Source organism: Coleofasciculus sp. (genome assembly GCF_046565525.1).
GTDB lineage: Bacteria > Cyanobacteriota > Cyanobacteriia > Cyanobacteriales > Coleofasciculaceae > Coleofasciculus.
In genome coordinates, this window is sequence record NZ_JBKHUP010000015.1 from 59,679 (window position 1) to 79,114 (window position 19,436).

19 protein-coding genes and 1 pseudogene are annotated in these 19,436 nt (G+C 45.1%); 11 read left to right on the forward strand and 9 right to left on the reverse strand.

Going from position 1 to position 19,436, the window contains the following annotated elements; genetic code table 11:
• Nucleotides 1-166: 166 nt before the first annotated feature.
• Together ACLGGO_RS07785 and ACLGGO_RS07790 are read right to left on the reverse strand one after the other, a co-directional pair.
• A complete protein-coding gene (locus tag ACLGGO_RS07785; RefSeq protein ID WP_446360646.1) occupies nucleotides 167-898 on the reverse strand; it encodes a rhomboid family intramembrane serine protease in 732 nt (243 codons plus the stop codon).
• 33 nt (nucleotides 899-931) lie between these two features.
• Nucleotides 932-1,627: a rhomboid family intramembrane serine protease gene (locus ACLGGO_RS07790; protein WP_446418874.1), complete on the reverse strand. Its 696-nt coding sequence runs from the start codon at nucleotides 1,625-1,627 to the stop codon at nucleotides 932-934.
• Nucleotides 1,628-1,912: 285 nt separating this feature from the next.
• Here ACLGGO_RS07790 and ACLGGO_RS07795 point away from each other — a divergent pair, with 285 nt between their 5' ends.
• The 3 genes from ACLGGO_RS07795 (at nucleotide 1,913) to ACLGGO_RS07805 (ending at nucleotide 5,994) form a co-directional block, all read left to right on the forward strand.
• Nucleotides 1,913-3,166: an ATP-grasp domain-containing protein gene (locus ACLGGO_RS07795; protein ID WP_446418875.1), complete on the forward strand. Its 1,254-nt coding sequence runs from the start codon at nucleotides 1,913-1,915 to the stop codon at nucleotides 3,164-3,166.
• Nucleotides 3,167-3,425: 259 nt separating this feature from the next.
• Complete coding sequence (locus ACLGGO_RS07800; RefSeq protein ID WP_446418876.1) at nucleotides 3,426-4,319, forward strand: succinate--CoA ligase subunit alpha; 894 nt, start codon at nucleotides 3,426-3,428, stop codon at nucleotides 4,317-4,319.
• A gap of 655 nt (nucleotides 4,320-4,974) precedes the next feature.
• Complete coding sequence (locus ACLGGO_RS07805; protein WP_446418877.1) at nucleotides 4,975-5,994, forward strand: aldo/keto reductase; 1,020 nt, start codon at nucleotides 4,975-4,977, stop codon at nucleotides 5,992-5,994.
• On the opposite strand, the pseudogene ACLGGO_RS07810 reads toward ACLGGO_RS07805, so the two are convergent.
• Both ACLGGO_RS07810 and ACLGGO_RS07815 read right to left on the reverse strand, forming a co-directional pair.
• Nucleotides 5,991-6,335: pseudogene (locus ACLGGO_RS07810) on the reverse strand (RRXRR domain-containing protein); the annotation flags it as partial. The gene ACLGGO_RS07805 and the pseudogene ACLGGO_RS07810 overlap by 4 nt on opposite strands.
• Before the next feature lie 61 nt (nucleotides 6,336-6,396).
• Nucleotides 6,397-6,537, reverse strand: coding sequence for a hypothetical protein (locus ACLGGO_RS07815; protein ID WP_446418878.1), 141 nt, complete (start codon nucleotides 6,535-6,537; stop codon nucleotides 6,397-6,399).
• 312 nt (nucleotides 6,538-6,849) lie between these two features.
• Between ACLGGO_RS07815 and ribD the strand changes: the two genes are divergently transcribed.
• Together ribD and ACLGGO_RS07825 are read left to right on the forward strand one after the other, a co-directional pair.
• A complete protein-coding gene (ribD, locus tag ACLGGO_RS07820; RefSeq protein WP_446335276.1) occupies nucleotides 6,850-8,013 on the forward strand; it encodes a bifunctional diaminohydroxyphosphoribosylaminopyrimidine deaminase/5-amino-6-(5-phosphoribosylamino)uracil reductase RibD in 1,164 nt (387 codons plus the stop codon).
• A gap of 154 nt (nucleotides 8,014-8,167) precedes the next feature.
• Nucleotides 8,168-8,794 carry a hypothetical protein gene (locus ACLGGO_RS07825; protein WP_446418879.1) on the forward strand — a complete coding sequence of 209 codons (627 nt, stop codon included), beginning with the start codon at nucleotides 8,168-8,170 and terminating at the stop codon, nucleotides 8,792-8,794.
• A gap of 129 nt (nucleotides 8,795-8,923) precedes the next feature.
• On the opposite strand, the gene ACLGGO_RS07830 is transcribed toward ACLGGO_RS07825, so the two are convergent.
• Complete coding sequence (locus ACLGGO_RS07830) at nucleotides 8,924-11,506, reverse strand: glycogen/starch/alpha-glucan phosphorylase (protein WP_446418880.1); 2,583 nt, start codon at nucleotides 11,504-11,506, stop codon at nucleotides 8,924-8,926.
• Between the two features lie 70 nt (nucleotides 11,507-11,576).
• On the opposite strand from ACLGGO_RS07830, the gene ACLGGO_RS07835 reads away from it, so the two are divergent.
• Complete coding sequence (locus ACLGGO_RS07835; protein WP_446335279.1) at nucleotides 11,577-11,732, forward strand: hypothetical protein; 156 nt, start codon at nucleotides 11,577-11,579, stop codon at nucleotides 11,730-11,732.
• Nucleotides 11,733-12,210: 478 nt separating this feature from the next.
• On the opposite strand, the gene ACLGGO_RS07840 is transcribed toward ACLGGO_RS07835, so the two are convergent.
• Complete coding sequence (locus tag ACLGGO_RS07840) at nucleotides 12,211-13,245, reverse strand: hypothetical protein (protein WP_446335280.1); 1,035 nt, start codon at nucleotides 13,243-13,245, stop codon at nucleotides 12,211-12,213.
• 129 nt (nucleotides 13,246-13,374) lie between these two features.
• A complete protein-coding gene (locus ACLGGO_RS07845; protein ID WP_446418881.1) occupies nucleotides 13,375-13,620 on the reverse strand; it encodes a hypothetical protein in 246 nt (81 codons plus the stop codon).
• Nucleotides 13,621-13,820: 200 nt separating this feature from the next.
• Here ACLGGO_RS07845 and ACLGGO_RS07850 point away from each other — a divergent pair, with 200 nt between their 5' ends.
• Together ACLGGO_RS07850 and ACLGGO_RS07855 are read left to right on the forward strand one after the other, a co-directional pair.
• Nucleotides 13,821-14,624, forward strand: a complete 804-nt coding sequence (locus ACLGGO_RS07850) for a hypothetical protein (RefSeq protein ID WP_446418882.1) — start codon at nucleotides 13,821-13,823, stop codon at nucleotides 14,622-14,624.
• A gap of 494 nt (nucleotides 14,625-15,118) precedes the next feature.
• Nucleotides 15,119-15,922, forward strand: a complete 804-nt coding sequence (locus ACLGGO_RS07855) for a cobyrinic acid a,c-diamide synthase (protein ID WP_446335283.1) — start codon at nucleotides 15,119-15,121, stop codon at nucleotides 15,920-15,922.
• A 140-nt stretch (nucleotides 15,923-16,062) separates the two neighbouring features.
• On the opposite strand, the gene ACLGGO_RS07860 is transcribed toward ACLGGO_RS07855, so the two are convergent.
• Together ACLGGO_RS07860 and ACLGGO_RS07865 are read right to left on the reverse strand one after the other, a co-directional pair.
• Nucleotides 16,063-16,536: a DUF4112 domain-containing protein gene (locus ACLGGO_RS07860; protein WP_446335284.1), complete on the reverse strand. Its 474-nt coding sequence runs from the start codon at nucleotides 16,534-16,536 to the stop codon at nucleotides 16,063-16,065.
• The gene (locus ACLGGO_RS07865; RefSeq protein ID WP_446418883.1) at nucleotides 16,533-17,471 is read right to left on the reverse strand and encodes a YihY/virulence factor BrkB family protein; all 939 of its coding nucleotides are present in this window, start codon (nucleotides 17,469-17,471) and stop codon (nucleotides 16,533-16,535) included. Before ACLGGO_RS07865 ends, ACLGGO_RS07860 begins: the two co-directional genes overlap by 4 nt.
• Nucleotides 17,472-17,606: 135 nt before the next feature.
• On the opposite strand from ACLGGO_RS07865, the gene ACLGGO_RS07870 reads away from it, so the two are divergent.
• From ACLGGO_RS07870 to ACLGGO_RS07880, 3 genes are all read left to right on the forward strand, one after another.
• On the forward strand, nucleotides 17,607-18,062 hold the full coding sequence (locus ACLGGO_RS07870; protein ID WP_446418884.1) for a hypothetical protein: 456 nt from the start codon (nucleotides 17,607-17,609) through the stop codon (nucleotides 18,060-18,062).
• A gap of 295 nt (nucleotides 18,063-18,357) precedes the next feature.
• On the forward strand, nucleotides 18,358-18,819 hold the full coding sequence (locus ACLGGO_RS07875; protein WP_446335287.1) for a pentapeptide repeat-containing protein: 462 nt from the start codon (nucleotides 18,358-18,360) through the stop codon (nucleotides 18,817-18,819).
• A 158-nt stretch (nucleotides 18,820-18,977) separates the two neighbouring features.
• Nucleotides 18,978-19,205, forward strand: a complete 228-nt coding sequence (locus ACLGGO_RS07880) for a hypothetical protein (protein ID WP_446418885.1) — start codon at nucleotides 18,978-18,980, stop codon at nucleotides 19,203-19,205.
• The last annotated feature ends 231 nt before the right edge of the window (nucleotides 19,206-19,436 follow it).

The following is a 19,436-nucleotide window of genomic DNA, read 5'->3' on the forward strand; positions in this document are numbered from 1 at the left end:
TATTTTCATACCAGGGGTAGCATGTCAAGGAAAGCACATAACTCTTAATAAACACGTTCTACAACAGGGGGGGGTGAGTAAAGGGCGATCCGATTAAATTGAGTGAACACAGTTATTGAGTTTTCCCTATTCTCTCCCCTCTATCTAATTTTAGTTACCTTCGGGTTCAAGAAAGATTCTGAGAGTCCCAAAACGACGGCTTTGTATCCTCAGAGAATAATCCTAACAAAGGACCAAGAATCGCGCCAAAGATAAACCCACCAGCGTGCGCCCAGTAAGCGATACCACCATTTTCCATCCCCACATTCGCTGGGGCTTCTAACATAGCTAACCCATTAAAGGCTTGCTGCAAAAACCAAAATCCCAGGAAAAATACAGCTGGTAATCTCAGGGTGGTGAAAAAGAAGCCGAGGGGAATTAATGTGACGACTTTAGCATTGGGAAACTTAAGAATATAAGCACCCATCACGCCCGCGATCGCACCACTGGCACCCAGAGACGGAATCCCGGATTGGGCGGAGAAAAACCACTGGGCTAAACTGGCTAATACACCACAAATCAGATAAAATATCAAAAACTTGAACCGACCCAGTTCTTCTTCAATATTATTGCCAAAAATCCACAGAAACAACATATTGAATCCCACATGGGTAAACCCCGCATGGAGGAACTGTGCAGTGATTAACGTCAGCGGTTCTGGTATTGGCTGATTCACAGTAATGCCGTTAAAACTCGCGGTTAGTTCTTTAGGGACAACGGCGAAGAGGTGAAAAAATCCATCCAATTCTTGAGGACTTAATGTTAGCTCATAGATAAAAATCAATACATTTGCCGCAATTAAAACATAGGTAACGTATGGTATAATTTTGACTGGATTTTCATCCCGTAATGGAACCACAATTCTATTTCCTTATTAATAATTAACAATTATTTAATCTTCAGACAACAATCCAAATAAAGGACCTAGGATGGCTCCAAAGACAAAACCGCCAGCATGTGCCCAGTAAGCAATTCCGCCCGTTTCCGTCCCCACATCCGTTGGCACGCTGACACTCGCCACACCACTAAAGGCTTGTTGCACAAACCATAAGCCTAAGTATAAAACAGCAGGTAATCGAATGGTTGTCACGAAATACCCTAAAAAGATTAAGGTATTGATTTTAGCCGTAGGAAACTTGAGAATATAAGCGCCCATCACTCCCGCGATCGCACCACTCGCCCCTAGAGACGGAATCCCTGATTCCATGGAGAAAAACCACTGAGACAAGGCGGCTAATATACCACAAGCAATGTAAAAGATGAAGTACTTGATATGACCCAGACGCTCTTCAATATTGTTGCCAAATATCCATAAAAACAACATATTGCCGCCAATATGCAAGAAACCCCCATGGAGGAACTGAGAGCTGATCAAGGTAAACCATTCTGGCACCGGTTGATTGATTGAAATCCCCTCAAAGCTAGCGCTTAACTCTTTAGGAACAACTGCATACAGGTGGAAAAATGTATTAAGCTGGGGCGGTGTTAAGAGTAATTGATGGATAAAAACCGCAATATTAACACCAATGAGCGCGTAGGTTACATAAGGAGTAATGCGCGTCGGATTATCATCACTAATAGGGAACACAGTATGAATTATAAAATCGTAAAAAACAGTATTTGAGTAAAATTATACCAATTGCATTTTCATCGACGATGCCCGACTGCCCATCCCGACGATACCCTACAGGGGGATTTGTTGAGCAAAACTTATAGGAACACTTTATCATATTAATTGGCAATCTCAATCACGTCCGGCAGATTGAGTAACCATCAGGGTGAATGAGTGGCTGTTTGAGTCAGCTTTTTGTAACGTAAAAGGCTAAGAGTTCTTACCCTTTAAGAAGACCACCTTAGCTGAACATCTAAATTCATGGATTTACTAGAGTACCAAGCCAAAGCCTTATTCCGTGAGATCGGCATTCCCGTCTTACCCTCTCAATGCATGGATCATCCCAGAGATCTCAAGCAGTTAGATATTCCCTATCCCGTGGTTCTCAAATCCCAAGTCCCCAAAGGTGGACGGGGTAGAGCCGGTGGTATCCGGACGGTGGAAAATACAATTGACGCGATCGCAACTGCACGAGCTATTTTTAATCTATCCATTCTCGGTAAGTATCCCAAGGTGCTGCTAGCGGAAGCCCACTATGATGCTGAAAAAGAATTTTATCTGGCGGTGATCCTCGACTACGCCTTAAAACGTCCAGTTCTGTTGGGTTCATGCCAAGGTGGTATCCATGTCGAAGGGGTAATGGCACAGATGCAACGAGTGGTAGTAGAGGAAGACTTTTCTCCCTTTTACGCACGGCGTCTAGCCTTCAAAATGGGACTTCAAGGTCACCTGATTGAATCAGTCAGCGATATTGTCCAGAAAATGTATCAACTTCTGATCCAAAAAGACCTAGATTTAGTGGAAATTAATCCCCTCGGCGTCAGTGCTAGCGGTGAAGTCATGGCGCTAGATGGTAAAATTGCTGTCAACGATCACGCTTTAGGACGCCAATCTGAGTTGGCAAACCTGTCATCAAGCCTCACCCAAACCCCCCAACCCGCCGACCAACCGACGGATCTACAATGGACGGATAGTGAAGGGAATATTGGTATTCTGTGTAACAGTCCTTGTCTAGCCGCAGCCACATTGGATTTAGTGTACAAAGCCAAGGGGAAACCAGCCAGTTGTTTAATTGTAGACGGTTATGCCAGTTGGGATGTACCGTCCGCCGCCTCTCCTATACAACAGTTACAAAATGCCTTGCAGCAATTGACGGACACTCAAAACATCCAAGTTGTCTTAGTAAATATTTTGAGCAACGCAGCCGCTAGTGAAGCCGTGGCTGAGGTAATCGCCAATTATCTACTATCAAAAAGTGGTAATATTCCTAACGTCAGTGAAGTAGAGCGAGGCGAAAGACCAACAACAGGAAATTCGCGCTCCCGTGACTCACGCAATTATCGCCGCCGCCATCTCACACCGAAATCTGTATCTAAGACAGAGTTACCTCACTTGGTGATTCGCTTAGCCAACGGCAAACTAGACATTACCCAAGACCGTTTAGCGGCACTCCCTGTACACTGGATCGGTAACTTGGATCAGGCAGTGGCACAAGCGATTTCTCTGGCACGTTGAAATAGGTGTCATGAACCCCATGCCTAAAGGCAGGGGCTTGTAGACTGCCCGACTCTTCGAGCGGGATACAAGCCACAACATGACCAGCCTCAGACTTTCGAGGTCTACGTTTTCAAGGTCATAAGACTTAAGTTGCTGGGAGAGAAGCGAGTATGACGAATGACAAATAACCAGTACTTATCGGTATCCTATAGTTAATCGCTTGCGCTAAACCTTGACCTTGTTAATCGCATCTACTACATTGCCGTATCCAGTGCTTATGAAATTCACACCAGACATGAAAATCCTGGTTCAGGGCATCACCCAACCTATTGGTTCCTATTATGCCGCCCGAATGAAAGCGTATGGCACAAATCTAGTGGCTGGGGTTAGTGCAGGTCAAGGGGGTCAGACATTGCATGGTATTCCCGTCTTTGACCTCGTAGAAGAGGCGTTATCCGTTGCTGGATATTGCGACGCCACGATCATTTTTGCCGAATCCTACAGCGCCTTGGATGCAGCGTTAGAAGCGATAGACGCTGGATTGTCGCCAATTATTCTAGTGACTGGCGGGATTCCACCTCTGGATATGATTCACTTGTTAGCCAAAGCTAAAGCCAGGGAAACCCTGATTGTTGGACCGAGTAGTTCGGGGATTATTGTGCCAGGAAAACTGTTACTGGGGACTCAGGAGTGTGAATTTTATCAGCCTGGTACAATTGGTGTGATTAGCCGGGTCAGTACTCTCTCTTATGAAGTGGCTTTGGCGTTAACTGAAGCAAAACTTGGACAATCCATTGCGGTGAATCTCGGTAGTGAAGCCATTATCGCCTCCTCATTTCGCCAGTGGCTGGAAATTATCGCCCAGGATAAACGTACAGAAGCCATTGTCTTAGTGGATCAGACGGGGGGCGATAGTGAAGATCAAACAGCAGAGTTTATTGCTCAAGCCATAGAAAAACCCGTGATTGCCTATGTTGCGGGACAATATACCCCTGAAGATAAACAAGTCGGGGATACCAGTGCCATTATCGCCGCTCAGCTATCCGGACCGATCGCGAATACGACAACGGCTCAACATAAGGTGGCGGCGTTCAAACAGGCAAATATACCTGTCGCTGAGTATCCTTCCCAAATTCCCGACTTGGTGAAAAAGGCGCTCAAATATCACTAAAAAGAAACGGAGAACGGGCAACCGGGAACAGTGTCGGTATGGCTTGGGGATTTTGAACCCAACCCAAACATCCAACTGATAGAAGTTGGGATTTCCGACAGGAGTTCACGGGCTTCTTAATGATTTTATCGAGAAAATAAAATAGGGGGTGACACCCCCCACCCCCAAGATGCTATACTGTGTTATGTAGATGCACCCTGATGATCGGGAGAGTCGCCTATTCTATAGGGCTCTCCTTTTTTATCTTCTTGTGAGGTAAGGAAGCCTACACTATAATCGCAAGATTTAGTGTAGGAGGAGGTCACTTGATCTTGACCACGGTGGCGGCGAAAAATCATTTGAATTGGGGGTGACACCCCTCACCCCCAAAATGCTATACTATGTTAAGTAGATGCACCCTGATAATCGAGAGAGCCACTCATGGCTCTTTTTTTTTCTCTTATTCAAGATTAATAGGTAAGTTCGGCAACGTAAATAGGGGTCAGACCCCTCAACTAAGCTGTTGTGCATCTGAGTCAAACTGGATCGGCGACGTCTATTTTTGAGAGACGGTAGCACGTAATATCAGGTTCGGCTGTATAGTGCGTTTATATAGCCTTAGTTATTCGGCAGGAAGCATTGCCCTTCTACTCTTTTACCCTTTTACCCCCTCCCCATGACTTTACCTGAATCAAGCCGATTGCAATTGACCCCAGATTTGAACATCTGTCGCATCTTAAATGGTTTATGGCAAGTATCTGGCGCTCATGGACGCATTGATCCCAAAAAAGCTATCCCCAGCATGTTTGGTTATCTGGATGCTGGCTTTACCACCTGGGATCTGGCAGATCATTACGGACCGGCTGAAGATTTTATTGGCGAATTTAGGCGTCAGTTGGTCGCTACTCGCGGTGAGGAGGCGTTAGGGAACATACAAGCTTTTACCAAATGGGTGCCACGCCCAGGTTCAATGACTCGACAATGGGTTGAGAAAAATATTGATCGCTCTCGCCAACGGATGGAAGTTGAAAGCCTAGACTTGATACAATTCCACTGGTGGGACTACCGCGATCGCAACTATCTGGACGCCCTCAAGCAGATGGCACAACTGCAAGCGGAAGGCAAAATCAAGCACCTGGCGTTAACCAATTTTGATACCGAACACCTAAAAATTATCATCGACGCCGGGATCAAAATCCTCTCCAATCAAGTTCAGTATTCCCTAGTTGACCGCCGTCCTCAAGTCAAGATGGAGCAGTTTTGTCAAGACCATGACATTAAACTTTTCACTTATGGCACAGTCTGCGGTGGCTTGTTATCAGAAAAATATTTAGGAAAACCTGAACCAGGTTGGACAGAACTGTCTACGGCTAGCTTGAGAAAATATAAAAACATGATTGATGCGTGGGGCGGTTGGAATTTATTTCAAGAATTGCTCACCGTACTCCAGGACATAGCAACTCAATATAAGGTGAGTATCTCGAACGTAGCTGTTCGGTATATTCTCGATCATCCAACCGTAGCGGGTGTGATTATTGGTGCGAGGTTAGGCATATCTGAACACATAGAAGATAACGCCAGAGTATTTAACATGACCCTCAATGCCAAGGATAAGGAGAAGATTGAAGCAGTATTGGTCAAGTCGCAAGACTTGTATCAAATCGTCGGAGATTGTGGCGATGAATATCGGCGATAGGGTAGCTTCCGGTTAATCCGTCTTCCCCGTCTTGCTCGGCGCATGATTCGCCGTGATTCCATCCGTTCTTTAACCGTTTTGAACGGTAGAACCAGGTGAGCCATCCAAAGGGTAGCAAGTTCTGACTGAACCCCAATGCCTGAGTAGCATTTGCCTGGGTCTATACCTATGGCTATCGGCTGAGTATCCTCACCCGCCTCAAAGGTTAACTGAATGGCAAAGCATTCTAAATCGTTATGCACTACCTTGGCTTTACCTTCTTTTAACCAACGTCTAGCACGGCTAGCTTTGGTTGGCATTAAGGGCTTACCCGACTTTGATAAAACTGGTACTCGTAACATGGAGATAATCCTCACGAGTTAAGTTATCAGTTATCAGTTACCAGTTATCAGTTACCAGTTATCAGCCAATTACTGACCACTGATAACTGGTAACTGATAACTGACCACTATGTCCCTTCCCGCCATCTAAACCAGAATGTCCTAACTGAATAGCGACTCGACAAAAAGCCTTAAAGATAACTTGGACTAGGGAAGTATCCAAGAGTTTGTACCAGGTTTAGACTCTGTGCGGTATTCAACGGTTTAAAGGGTCCGTTTGTCCGGCAATCCCTAACAGAGCAGCGATAGCTAGGTTAGGGTTGTTGAATAGTGACTTATTACCCTTCGCTTCACTCAAGGGCATACTTTGTAAAGACATTCCGGCGGAACGTCTTCACTTCTTTTGACCACTAACTGTGCTTAGGTCAGCCGACACTCTAGCACGTTGCTGGATCGCTGGAAAAGAAATTCCTGAATCTGTTATGCCGAGGACGTATACTCTAAACTCAAGAATAACCAGAAAAACAGCAGACCAATGGAACACTCTCCCGTTGACGCCCAACCTGATGCTCAATCGGCGTCATCGGCGTCTCCTCATTGGACGCCATTTGATCGCACGATGATGCAACGGTGCATCGAACTTGCTCGCCGTGCCCTCGGACGAACTAGCCCCAATCCTTTAGTGGGTGCTGTCATTGTCCGGGATGGAGAGATCGTGGGAGAGGGATTTCATCCAGGGGCTGGTCAACCCCATGCAGAAATCTTTGCCCTACGTCAAGCGGGTGAAACCTCTCAGGGAGCGACCATTTATGTCAACTTGGAGCCTTGTAATCACTATGGACGAACACCCCCCTGCACAGAAGCATTAATTGCCGCAGGAGTCGCCAAGGTTGTCGTCGGTATGGTTGATCCCAATCCTCTGGTGGCAGGTGGTGGAATTGAGCGGCTAAGAAAGGCGGGAATCGACGTTTTGGTGGGTGTGGAAACTGAGGCTTGTCGTCAGCTCAATGAAGCCTTTGTTCATCGCATCCTCCACAAGCGTCCCTGGGGAATGTTGAAATATGCCATGACACTAGACGGCAAAATTGCCACCACAAGTGGTCACAGTGCTTGGGTGACAGGTCAAGAGGCGCGGCGGTATGTGCATCAGCTACGGACGGCTTGTGATGCTGTAGTCGTGGGTGGTAATACTGTGCGTCTGGATAATCCTTATCTCACCAGTCATGATACCGATACCCACAATCCGTTGCGAGTTGTCATGAGTCGCACCTTAGACTTGCCGATCAATGCCCATTTATGGGAAACCGCTAATGCTCCCACGTTAGTTTTGACTGAGATTGGAGCCAATCCGGATTTACAGCACCAGCTAGTGAACAAGGGAGTAGAAGTCATTGAAATGACGCCTCTGACACCCGCCAAGGCAATGGCGTATCTGTACGATCGACAGCTTTCAACGGTGTTATGGGAATGCGGTGGGATCTTGGCAGCAAGGGCAATCGCGGATGGCACTGTCCAAAAGGTACTGGCATTTATTGCCCCGAAAATCGTTGGCGGCAAAGCAGCGCCTTCACCTGTTGGGGATTTGGGACTAGCAACAATGACAGACGCCCTGACGCTCGAACGAGTCAGTTGGCGTCAGCTTGGATCAGATTATGTTGTGGAAGGCTATGTGCCAGGAGTTATGAATTATGAATTATGAATAACCGCAAAAGAGGTTTAAGTTTTGCAGGTTATCGGGGCGAGTTTCACCATTATCGTTTCTTGCCATCTATATATCGCTAAACCCACCTTGACTCAGTGCTTGCTTGGAGAGAAGCGATCATAACAAATGACGCATGACAAATGACTAAAAAATGCTTGAAGTGACCATTTTCAGCCTATTAGTCGGTAATCTAGGTTGGCAGTCAGTGGTTGTCAGTACATGGCTGCGCTGGCGACAGATGATCAGGAGTCATCATTATCAGGAGGAGGAAGAAGAAATTGTGACGGGTTTTGATGCAAAAGAAGACTCAGCTTTATTAAAACAGCGACAAGCCAACGGCACCATTGACCGTATGAGTCATCCGGAACAACCTTCAGTTGACCCGCAACTGGTTGGCTGGGAATTCAAAATTGTGCGATCGCACCGCGACTTATTTCATAAACCGGCTGTGTTTCAACAACTGTGTGAAGAAGAAGCCCTGGCAGGTTGGATTCTACTAGAAAAACTTGATGATCGGCGAGTCCGATTTAAACGATTGATTGCTTTACGGAATATCATTGATCCCCAACAGCTACCTTTTGATCCCTACCGTTGCTATTATGGCTCGTCATGGACTGCCCAAAGCTGGTTAGGTCTATTCGCCGTGTTGATGGCAATTGCTGTTCCTGCTTGTCTGAGCTATACCCTAGTTTCAACCCTGCTACACGACTCTCCAGAGTCTTCACCCCCGTCTCCTTATCAGGATATACCTGCCCAAGATTTCCCACCTGCTCAGTGACATCTTGTACCACTCAAGTAAAAACTATAGTGGTGGCTTACTACAATAAATCAGGAGTCAGACCTCAAGTATGATTAGATCTGACTCCGAAATAGTTAACAAATGCACCTAAATTAATCGCACTTTGACTTAAACACGCAGTGGTGGCTTTGTTACCTTCAACCCGGCTTCTTCTTGCACATATTCCTCAATGTCAATCGAGACCGATTCGACGTTCCAGATATCTTGACAATACTCCCGGATTGTGCGATCTGAGGAAAACTTGCCTGTGCGAGCCGTATTCAAAATAGACATGCGAATCCAATTGTCTTGGTCGCGATAGGCATGACTAACTCGATCTTGGCAATCAATGTAAGATTGATAATCGGCAAACAACAGGTACTCATCTTTGTATAGGAGTGAATCCACAATTGGCTTGAACAAGTTTGGATTCTCAGGATAGAAGTCACCCGCAGCCATGCGATCAATTACCTCTTTTAATTGAGCATTGCTATGGTAGTAGTCCATCGGGTTGTATCCCCGGGCTTTCAAGTCAAATACCTCTTGTGCGGTTAAACCAAACAAGAAGAAGTTATCAGCCCCCACAACTTCCCGAATTTCAATATTCGCCCCATCCAGAGTGCCAATGGTTAGCGCTCCATTAAGGGCAAACTTCATATTGCCTGTACCGGAAGCTTCTTTACCTGCTGTGGAAATTTGCTCGGAAAGATTTGCCGCCGGATAAATCTTCTGACCCAAAGAGACAGAAAATCCCTCCATAAACACCACCTTAATCCGACCACCGACATCAGGGTCGTTGTTGACCACTTTAGCCACAGCATTGATCAATCGGATCACCAACTTCGCCATATAGTAGCCCGGAGCCGCCTTGCCTGCAAAAATGAATGTTCGGGGTAGGATATCAACTCCCGGATTGCGCTTGATGCGGTTGTATAGGGTAATGATATACAAGACATCTAATAACTGACGCTTGTATTCATGTAATCGCTTCACCTGTACATCAAACAACGAATTGGGATTGACTTCTACGTCATTAAACAACAAAATATAGTCCACCAACTCTTGCTTGTGCTGCTGCTTAATCGCGGCAAAGCGTTGACGAAATTCCGGATCATCGACAAAGGCTTCCAGTTTTTTCAGGTCTTCCAGGTTACTCACCCAATTGCCACCAATTTTTTCCGTAATCAAGTCGGAAAGTTGGGGATTACTCAGCAATAGCCAGCGGCGCGGGGTAATGCCATTGGTTTTGTTGTTGAATCGTTCGGGGAACATTTCATAGAAATCGTGCAGAACTCGCTGCTTGAGCAACTCTGTGTGTAGTGCTGCCACCCCATTAATGCTATGGCTACCGACACAAGCTAAGTGTGCCATGCGGATAAACTTTTCGCCACCTTCTTCAATCAGGGACATGCGTTGTAGCCGATCCCCATCACCGGGATATTTCACTTTGACCTGTTCGAGGAAGCGGTGGTTAATTTCGTAGATAATTTCCAGATGTCGAGGAAGCAAACGCTCGAATAAGCGAACGGGCCAACGCTCTAGGGCTTCGGATAGAAGGGTATGGTTGGTATAGCCAAAGGTGTGCTTGGTGATGTACCAAGCTCGGTTCCATCCCAATTGATACTTATCCACCAACAGCCGCATCAATTCAGCAATCCCAATCGAGGGATGGGTGTCATTGAGCTGGATAGCGACTTTTTCATGGAACTGGTCAAAATTCCGGTAAGTGCGGCGGTAGGTGTTGATAATGTCTTGTAGAGAACAGCTAACGAAGAAATACTGCTGTTCTAGGCGCAGTTGTTGACCCTGAGAGGTATTATCATTGGGATACAGGACTTTTGAAATATTCTCGGAGAATATCTTGTCTGTAACCGCGCCTGCATAGTCTCCACTGTCAAACACTTGGAAGTTAAACTCTTCAGAGGCACCTGCCCGCCACAGACGTAGAGTATTGACCGTGTTGTTATGGTATCCCGGTACGGGTGTATCGTAGGGGGTGCCCAAGACTTTGCGATCAGGAATCCAACGCACCCGGTATTGACCTTTATCATCATCATACCCTTCGGTACGTCCGCCAAACCCGACCACAACGGTTAACTCTGGATGGCGAATTTCCCAGGGGTTGCCGAAACGCAGCCATTTATCGGGATGTTCGACTTGAGCGCCCTCTTCAATGCGTTGATCAAAGATGCCAAATTCATAGCGAATCCCGTAGCCCATTGCTGGAATTTCTAAGGTAGCAAGGGAATCCAGAAAACAGGCGGCTAAACGACCTAATCCCCCATTTCCCAGTCCGGGTTCAGGTTCGAGTGACATTAGATCATCCAGCTTTAACCCGGATTCTTCTAAGGCTTGACAAACCCGGTCGTACATATTCAGGTTGAGCAAATTATTGCTTAACTGACGACCCATTAAAAACTCTGCCGAGAGGTAATAAACGGTCTTGACCTCTTTTTGAATGTAGGTTGTCGTGGTATTAATCCACCGATGCAGCAAGCGATCGCGTACCGTATAAGCCAAAGCCATGTAGTAATCGTAGGGGGTGGCTAAGAACTCATTCTTGCCCTGGATGTAGTACAGGTTATCGGCGAAGGCACGTTTTAGCGTCTCCACCGTCATTCCGGTGCGATCGTCTTCTACTTGAATTTCCGGGAGGCAGACGTTCGACTGGATGGGTTGATTGCTGTTGGGTTCAAAAACTTGGTTATTCATACAGACTGGTTGTTACTGATGACACGATTTAATATCGCTCCCCCTGCTACTCTAGTCTCTAAAATTGGCGATGCCAAGGTGTCAGACGTTGGGGTTTTCGTTCCTTCTACCAGCCAGCTTAACCGCACCAGACCACGATCCGGAACGTCTGTGCAAAAATCTGTTATCTGCTGGCGCTAAGTGGTCTGTGGAGTCGGTTCCACTTCAGGTGCGATCGCTCTGGTGAACCGCGTGGTATCGGAATTTTTCTACTGACTTATTACTTGTCTTAGTCATCGATTCGCGGATTTTTGGTTAACAAATGTTTATGAAATCAGGAGATAGTTAATCATGGGAGTCAAAACTTGTCTTTGTTGTGGTCATCCCCTCTTGCGCCACGTAAGACGACAAGGTGTCTATTGGTTTTGCACAGTTTGCCATCAGGAGATGATTCCCCTAAAGCCAAGCCCGTCATCTATTCGTATCGATACTCTCAAGCATAAGCCGAGCAGTCAGATTGTGCATAGTCTTTAAGTCTGTCGAATTCATCTTCGGATAATCGAACTCTTAAAGTTTTATTTCTTGTCATAAATTCCAGAAATACTGGATAAACGCTTCGGGACAACTTGCCTTATGCGTGTATTTATGCGTGTATTGATGAAAGTCAATACTCGCTTGGTGATTAGATGAGCGAAGAATCCCCCGCGTTTTCAACCGGGGGAGTGTCAAGTATCCACCATTAGCTTAAGCCGCACAATCTGTTCGCCTGTTTCATCCAGGGGAACTTCAATCACATCATTGGTAAGACGATCCAAACAATTGAGCAGCGATCGCAGATGGGGAGTACTTGCCCCAGTATCCACGTATAATCGGTCAGATAGGCTACTCAACCGTTTCCAGCTCGTATAAAGTTTACCCACGGTTTGCTCCAACACTAAAGCCTGTTTGACCAAATCAGCTGCCGTATTCAAACAGTCTAACCGCAGGGCTTCCTGGAGTGCCAATTCCATATCCAAAGATGAATGCTGAATGGCTTGCACTTGGGCGGCGGCGTCAAGGTATTTCGCCAAGAAACGGGCATCTGATGTCGTTTGCTTCACCGTATCCACATCAGGATTTGCCGCGACTTCCTCTTGTAACGGTTTCAGGTGGGATTCTGGCAACTTCTCCATTTCTTTCACCAACGGTGCTAGATAACGGGCGGGCATGGTTCCGGCTGAGGCTTTTTCCTTGACTTCATCGGGGAGTAACTCTGAGGACATGGCTGTCCATTCATCGGCTAGCTGCTTCACCTCACGCCGCGTAATCCGATCGCCCTGTTGCGCCTTATCGGTAACTAATTGTTGCACTTCGGGGGCAGATTTGGCGGTTTCGACAAATGCTCGTTTACTGAAATTGCGGATCGCATCGGGGTTGAGTTTACCTTCGGCGAGGAGGGTATCGGCACTATTTGCCAGTTCAATCAGGGAATAAGCTTGACTTTTGCTAATTTCGCGACTTTTGAGCCAGTTGAGAAAGCCTGTACCGCGTCCATCCCCCCCTTTTTTTTCGCGATCGCGCACCACACGCAGAATCCGCCCGCGCCAGATCTCGGTTTGTAAGTCGAAGCGATCGCACACTCGCCAAGCATTATCAACGAGTTGCTGAAAATCGTACTCCTGGATGTCCTCATCCTCTGGATCAGGAAGCTGGAAATTCAAATCAACGGGTTCTTCGAGGACAGCCGCGAGTTCGGCAGTGGATTCGGGGATTTCAACCATAGGGATGCAATCGTCGAGGGATCAAAGGGGGTTATTACAGCTTCTCAAATTATAGAGGGACGCCACCAATAGAGTAATAGGGGTGAGGCAGGTGAGGCTAATGCACAAGATATGCCAATCGGCAAGGATTCAGCTCACTTTTTTGGCATCAATTATGCTATGCCTATAGTAAGGTCGGCTACTACCCTGTCCGTAAGATAAGAGCAGATAGTCAGTTAAGGTGATCACCAACCGATGAGAGTGCTGCACTCGGATAGTAGACTGGCGACTGAAGGGAAGCAGGGGTTGATTTTTCTTTCTTTGCGGTAGTATCTCTAGGAGGAGAATTATGCCGGCGGCGATCGCTCTCTCTATCCAGTCCAACGGGACAGCCATCACAGAGCCGCGAAAACTCTCCCTTTACTCTCCCCGGCGAGTTGATAATGGGGTTACTCTCATGCTACGCCAGAGGCAGTCTCTAGGGATAGAGGAAGACGCTACTGGATATCTCGATAAATTTATCAGTTTCATTTTTTTAGAGCTTACACTCTAACTTTAAAGTCTTGTTGTTTCCCTTATGATGACGGCTTCAGGTTATGACTACATTAAATTATCCAATTTCGGTTGATTCCGAACCCATAAATACAGTCAGTATCTTTGAAATTATTCCTCAAGAAGTTCTCAAATGGGCTAATAATTTATCCTGGGAGGAGCGACGCTATGTTTTATCGCTGTGTTATTTAATCTGTTCTGTTCCCTTAGATAAACAAGCCGAATTTCTAGACAATTATACAGCCGATGGTTTGGTCGTAAAAATCTTGCAAGAGCAAACTCCAAAAGATTGGGTGACTCGCTCTTTCAAAAAACTCCACATCAAGCAAAAACTGACTAATACTGTCTTAAAAGACTATATTAAACAGTATTACATTCATTCCGCCCAAGATTTACGCACCCAAGCTAATCGCGACATCGAGTATTTAGAAGCCGTTCTCCATCTGATCAATGATTCCGAAGAACGAAATAATTTATTTCATTACATTTTAGGCTGTGAAATCATCAAAATGCTTTTCCAAATGAGCTGGTTGCAACACGAACGATTCTATCGTTTACAAAAAAATCAGGAATACTTTATTAATCATTATATTAAGCCCATTCAACATGCCCATCGTTTGAATGGTCTTGTTGTCCCAAAAGACGAAACACTTTTCTTTGCTAAACGGGATTACTTCATCAAAAACCCGAATATCAAAGACAAAAAGTTAACCGAATTGCTCATGTCTACTTTCACAATTGCTCAAGCCAGCAACCTTGGTTTTTTTATTAGCCATAACCTTGATTTTGTCATGTTTGACTACGACTCTATTTTTAATTGCGAACCCGAATGTATTTTTCTTTGCTGACCACCCTGAAAATTTGTTATTATAATTCTCAGTAGCTGATGTCGTCTAGACTGAGGACTACTACAGATTGTAAAAAAAATTAACTTTGTTCTCTCCTCTCTAACCTTTTCCATCGCAAAGGTTGACAAACTGAGCTAAAGAGTTGTCTAATATGTCCACGAAGAGACTGAGATATTCAAAGATCTGGTAAGTAGTCGGACACAATTAAAGCTGAGCGTGAGGAAAAAGGAACTCGTAATAGAGAACGGGGAACAGTAAAGATTTGATGCTTGTTAACATCTCTTAGTATAGCGGACATAATTTATGTCCAGGGACTTAGAATGTTGAATATGACACAATGGCGATCGTGAGAAATTTTACTGTTTTTTAAGAATTGTAATCAAATCAGAAACGGAACAGCTCAGTGATCAGTTGTCATATCCGCAAGGATGCTGTTACATTAATGATTTTCCTAACCGTTACCGTTCAAACCGTTGTTCATGATAGTTTCAACCATGCTAACCAAGAACTCGCACAGTCTAGAAGCAACTCAAGGGATTGGCGTCCTAGCGAAAATTACATTAGCTGTGAAAAAATGGGCAAATACCCTTCCCTCAGATCAACGAAAGCATATTATGTCACTCTGTTATTTAATGTGTGCGACTTCGCCAGAAATACAAGCCGAGTTGACGGATTTTTTAGACGATTATGTCGCCGATAGCTTAGTTGAACAGATTTTGCAAGATCGCATCCGCCTTCAGCTAGTCACCAAGTATTTACGAGAATTCTGTATTGAAAAAGAACTGACTCCCTTGGTGTTAAATAGCTATGTTGAACAATTTTGTATTCATTCAGCACAAACATTACAAAAAAAACCCGAACTCTATTTGGAGTTTGTGCTGCGACTGATTCACAGTGCAGAAGAACGCCATGATCTTTTTAATTATATTTTGGGCTGTGAAGTGATCAAAATGATGTTTCAGATGAGTTGGCTACAACATGAGCGATTGTATCAGCTTCAGAAAAATCAAGAAAGTTTTATCAGAACCTATATCAAACCCATCCAACACGCTCATCGAATTAATGGAATTGTTGTGCCAAAAAATGAAAATCTATTTTTTGCGAAGCGCGATTACTATATCAAACAGCCTAATATTCCGGAGAAGAAACTTGTTGAGTTGGTTGTATCGACGTTTGCACATAAAATTGTTATAAATTTAGGGTTTTCAATAAGCTGTAATCTTGATTTTCTAGCGTTCGATCATGAATATATTTATAGTAATGAGGAACCGGATTGTATATTTTATGCCACTGTTTAAAGCACTGGCAGCAAGTAACCAGACATAGGGCGATGCATGAGAAATCTACCCCCTAAGGACTAACTTTGGTCTTTTATGTCCAACGATGATATAGATAAAAATAGAGTCGGTCAAAATTGCTTGTATTCAAGCTCTAGTTTTTAACCGTTAATTATTGCTAGTAGTGCCTTGATGAGTAGCAGGCTAAGAGCTGCGATAATTATTACGGCTAAAGCTAACCCGACCAATAGCCAGACCAGAAAAAACCAATCCGTCTGTTTTGGGGGTTGCGGACTATCCCAATAGGTTTCCAATAAGGCAATATTTTTAGAATTCGCTTTCCAGGTTGCATCAGCAATATCGCCCACAATTGGCACAGAACCAATAACTGTATCCAAAAGGATATTCATAACCATTTGCCCTAATAGCGATCGCGGGATACCTATCCGTGCCGCTTCTAGTACAATATAGGCGGAGAACGCTGTTCCTAAAAAATCACCTGCCCCTGGTAACAAACCTAGCAGCGGATCTAACCCGACACGCCACGGTGTTCCCGGAATAGGAATGGCATTGTCGAGCAAATGGCTCAACCGACGCAGACGCCGGAGAGTAGAGGTTTTGGAGTCATGGATCATTGGATTTTGGATTCAGATATCTTAGACACTGCCTTTATTTCAGTTTTCTCAATTGATCGCGCTTTAGCCGCTTGCATTGCCTCTCCTACCGTAAAATTAAGTTGATCTCCTAATAAAAGTACCAGAGATGTCATATATGACCAAAGCTGTAAAACAATCACCGCTCCCAAAGCGCCGTAAATTTTGTGATAATTGCTGAAATTCGACGCCACGTAATGCCGAAACACGCCGGATACAATCGCCCATAACACCGCTGCCAAAATGGCTCCAGGTATAATCGGTGTTCCCGGACGCCAGTGGCTGATGCCAAAGCGGTAGATAATCGCAAAGACTATAGCAACCAACCCTAAGGCAATGAGCCAACTTAAAAGCCGTAAGAGCGTCAACAAGATGATCACAATGCTTTTGTATTCTACCAAGTTGACCACCCAGCTACTGATAAACAGGATAAAGGAGGCGATGAATAGTAGTAAAACACTGCCTAGAGTTAAACCCATAGCAATCAACTTAGCTTTCCAAAAGGGTCGGCTTTTTTCCGAAGGAATTTGATTAATTTGGTCGAGGGCATTCATCGCCGCATTCAGCGCCCCGGAAGACACCCAAATTGCCATGATGAAGCTCAGCGAAAATAAACCGCGATTGTCTGTGAAGTTGATTCCATCAGCAAAATTACGCATTAGTTGCAGCGCTTCTTCCGGCGCCACTTCCCCTAGCTGATCGGCTGGATTTGTCCAAGGGAAATACTGTTTGAATAACTCAATCACCGTGAAAATCACCAAAATGGCTGGAAACAGGGCTAACATGGCGTTATATGCCATCTGAGAGGACAAACTCAAGAGCCGATGTTTCAAGGCACGGCTAACGGTGATTCTCAGGGTTGCCAGATTCAGATAACGAAAAAAATGGAAGAAACGGAGTAGACGGGGACGTAGCATAAATAATAGGTTGGCTAGCAGTATCATTCACCATTACTGTGGCAAATTTTTTGACCATTAAATACCAAAAGGAGTCACTCTAGGGAGCTACACAACGCCCTATTTGTCCAGAACCCCCTACAGGAGCCGTGTGCGATGAGCAATGATGTCAGACAGTGGTTAGCCGAAATCAAGGAACTGAAACAGCAACTCGCGGATAGTATTCGCGATCGCGATGCTGCCAATGAATCTGCCGCCAATTGGCGTCGCCTCTACAATACCGAAGCCCAGCAACGCCGCACCGAAGCTCGACTGGCACAACAACAGATCGATGCCTTAAACCTGGAAATCCAGCAACTGCAACAGGAGAAGGATCTTCTTAAAGCTCAAGATCCCGACGCCACCTGTGCCATTGAACAGGAGGTGGCAAAACTGCAAACATCAGAACAGTTGCAACAAAAATTAATTCAGGTGATGATGGAGCGCGATCGCCTCATTGATACCTTGAAAATTGAGCAAGCCAATCACGCCCAAACTCGCAACAGCTTAACTGCTGTCATTGGCGATACGATTGACCAGTTGACCAAGCAACGTGGCACGGCAGAAAAATGAGAGATTAGGAATCATTAATTATGTATTAATTTTGAATTATGAATTATAAAATTATGTATTTTAATTAAAAATGTAACATTCTTGGCATCCTTTCTCTCTCTAAAGGCAGAGGCATTATCTGATCTCTGGATAGAATAGCGGAAAAAATAAACAGAAAAATTTTCATGCTTAAGGAGGATCTTTCCCTGAGAGTGCCTTTGTCAGGGAACCTGCATTTACATTTTGGCTCATTTAATGAGATAATAGAAAAGTGAGGTAAAGAACGGAAAAAAAATTAAAGATAAAGGGGGAACTTATGAAATATAAGATTCTAGCAATGTTAACCTTACTTACTCCCCTAGTGTTCGCTAGCTCCGTCAAAGCTGAAAATCCACTTCATGTGCAACAGTTATTATCCACTGGAGCATGTGCAAACTGCGATCTATCGGGAGCCAATCTCAGGGGTGCCCATTTGATTGGTGCTGACTTGAGAGAGGCAAATCTGCAAAGCGCCAACCTGAGCCATGCGAACCTTGAAGGTGCTGATCTACGCGGGGCAAATTTGGCAGGGGCGAATTTAACAGGCGCTTTTGTCACCAATGCGGATATGAAAGAAGCGAATTTGAATCGGGTAGATTTTACGGAAGCCACAATTTACGATGCCAACGTATATGGTGCATCAATGCAGGATATGACTATCAGCGATGCTGATATATTCTACACAGGCATCGGTGTAGGGGGTGAAGGAGCAGAAGACATCGTTCCAGATTGGTATTAGTTAACTGGCTCTTTTCCTGCTCTAAGACTATTTAGGCTGAAATAGCAGGGTAAGCAAAGGTAACCCGCTCTCGCTGGGTTACCTTTGCTTAATTTTCCTTAGTCCTTGTCAAGGGGACGCAAGGGCTAGTGTAGGTGCGATTTTAAAGAAGGTAACGGATGACCAATGACAGTGAAACCCTTGCCCAACTCAAAACGGCGATTGTGAAGGCACAGACGGTGGGTGACATCTACGCCGTGATTGAAGACTATACGTATCAGGAGTTTGAGCAGGTTTATCAGAAGTTGACACCGAACCAACAGACAAGATTAGAAGCAATTCGCGATCGCGACACCCACCTCCAACTGATAGCTATCCATCAGCCATCAAACTTAACCACTGCGTGACATCCTCCTACACCGACTTTACAAGTACGGCTTAGGCAACTTTGCAGTACAACCGTTAGGTTATACCTCCAGCGTTTTATAGTGGGGGTATGCCCAGCCCCACTTCTAGCCAAGTTGCCAGAAAAAAATCTACTTATGAAGATTCGCTTTTGCGATCAAGTTACCAGCTTTTACAGCTTTGTAAATGAAAGGCAAAAACAATTTGCTAAATCTATCAAGATGGTAGCTTGC

Excerpts from the sequence above, each read along its gene's own strand:
- ACLGGO_RS07870 (WP_446418884.1), top strand. The coding sequence starts at position 17,607 with ATGAGCAATGATGTCAGACAGTGGTTAGCCGAAATCAAGGAACTGAAA.
- ACLGGO_RS07830 (WP_446418880.1), bottom strand. The coding sequence starts at position 11,506 with ATGAATAACCAAGTTTTTGAACCCAACAGCAATCAACCCATCCAGTCG.
- ACLGGO_RS07800 (WP_446418876.1), top strand. The coding sequence starts at position 3,426 with ATGAAATTCACACCAGACATGAAAATCCTGGTTCAGGGCATCACCCAA.
- ACLGGO_RS07855 (WP_446335283.1), top strand. The coding sequence starts at position 15,119 with ATGCTAACCAAGAACTCGCACAGTCTAGAAGCAACTCAAGGGATTGGC.
- ACLGGO_RS07850 (WP_446418882.1), top strand. The coding sequence starts at position 13,821 with ATGACTACATTAAATTATCCAATTTCGGTTGATTCCGAACCCATAAAT.
- ACLGGO_RS07805 (WP_446418877.1), top strand. The coding sequence starts at position 4,975 with ATGACTTTACCTGAATCAAGCCGATTGCAATTGACCCCAGATTTGAAC.
- ACLGGO_RS07865 (WP_446418883.1), bottom strand. The coding sequence starts at position 17,471 with ATGCTACGTCCCCGTCTACTCCGTTTCTTCCATTTTTTTCGTTATCTG.
- ACLGGO_RS07845 (WP_446418881.1), bottom strand. The coding sequence starts at position 13,620 with ATGGCTGTCCCGTTGGACTGGATAGAGAGAGCGATCGCCGCCGGCATA.
- ACLGGO_RS07860 (WP_446335284.1), bottom strand. The coding sequence starts at position 16,536 with ATGATCCATGACTCCAAAACCTCTACTCTCCGGCGTCTGCGTCGGTTG.
- ribD (WP_446335276.1), top strand. The coding sequence starts at position 6,850 with ATGGAACACTCTCCCGTTGACGCCCAACCTGATGCTCAATCGGCGTCA.
- ACLGGO_RS07795 (WP_446418875.1), top strand. The coding sequence starts at position 1,913 with ATGGATTTACTAGAGTACCAAGCCAAAGCCTTATTCCGTGAGATCGGC.
- ACLGGO_RS07875 (WP_446335287.1), top strand. The coding sequence starts at position 18,358 with ATGAAATATAAGATTCTAGCAATGTTAACCTTACTTACTCCCCTAGTG.
- ACLGGO_RS07880 (WP_446418885.1), top strand. The coding sequence starts at position 18,978 with ATGACCAATGACAGTGAAACCCTTGCCCAACTCAAAACGGCGATTGTG.
- ACLGGO_RS07825 (WP_446418879.1), top strand. The coding sequence starts at position 8,168 with ATGCTTGAAGTGACCATTTTCAGCCTATTAGTCGGTAATCTAGGTTGG.
- ACLGGO_RS07840 (WP_446335280.1), bottom strand. The coding sequence starts at position 13,245 with ATGGTTGAAATCCCCGAATCCACTGCCGAACTCGCGGCTGTCCTCGAA.
- ACLGGO_RS07835 (WP_446335279.1), top strand. The coding sequence starts at position 11,577 with ATGCCAAGGTGTCAGACGTTGGGGTTTTCGTTCCTTCTACCAGCCAGC.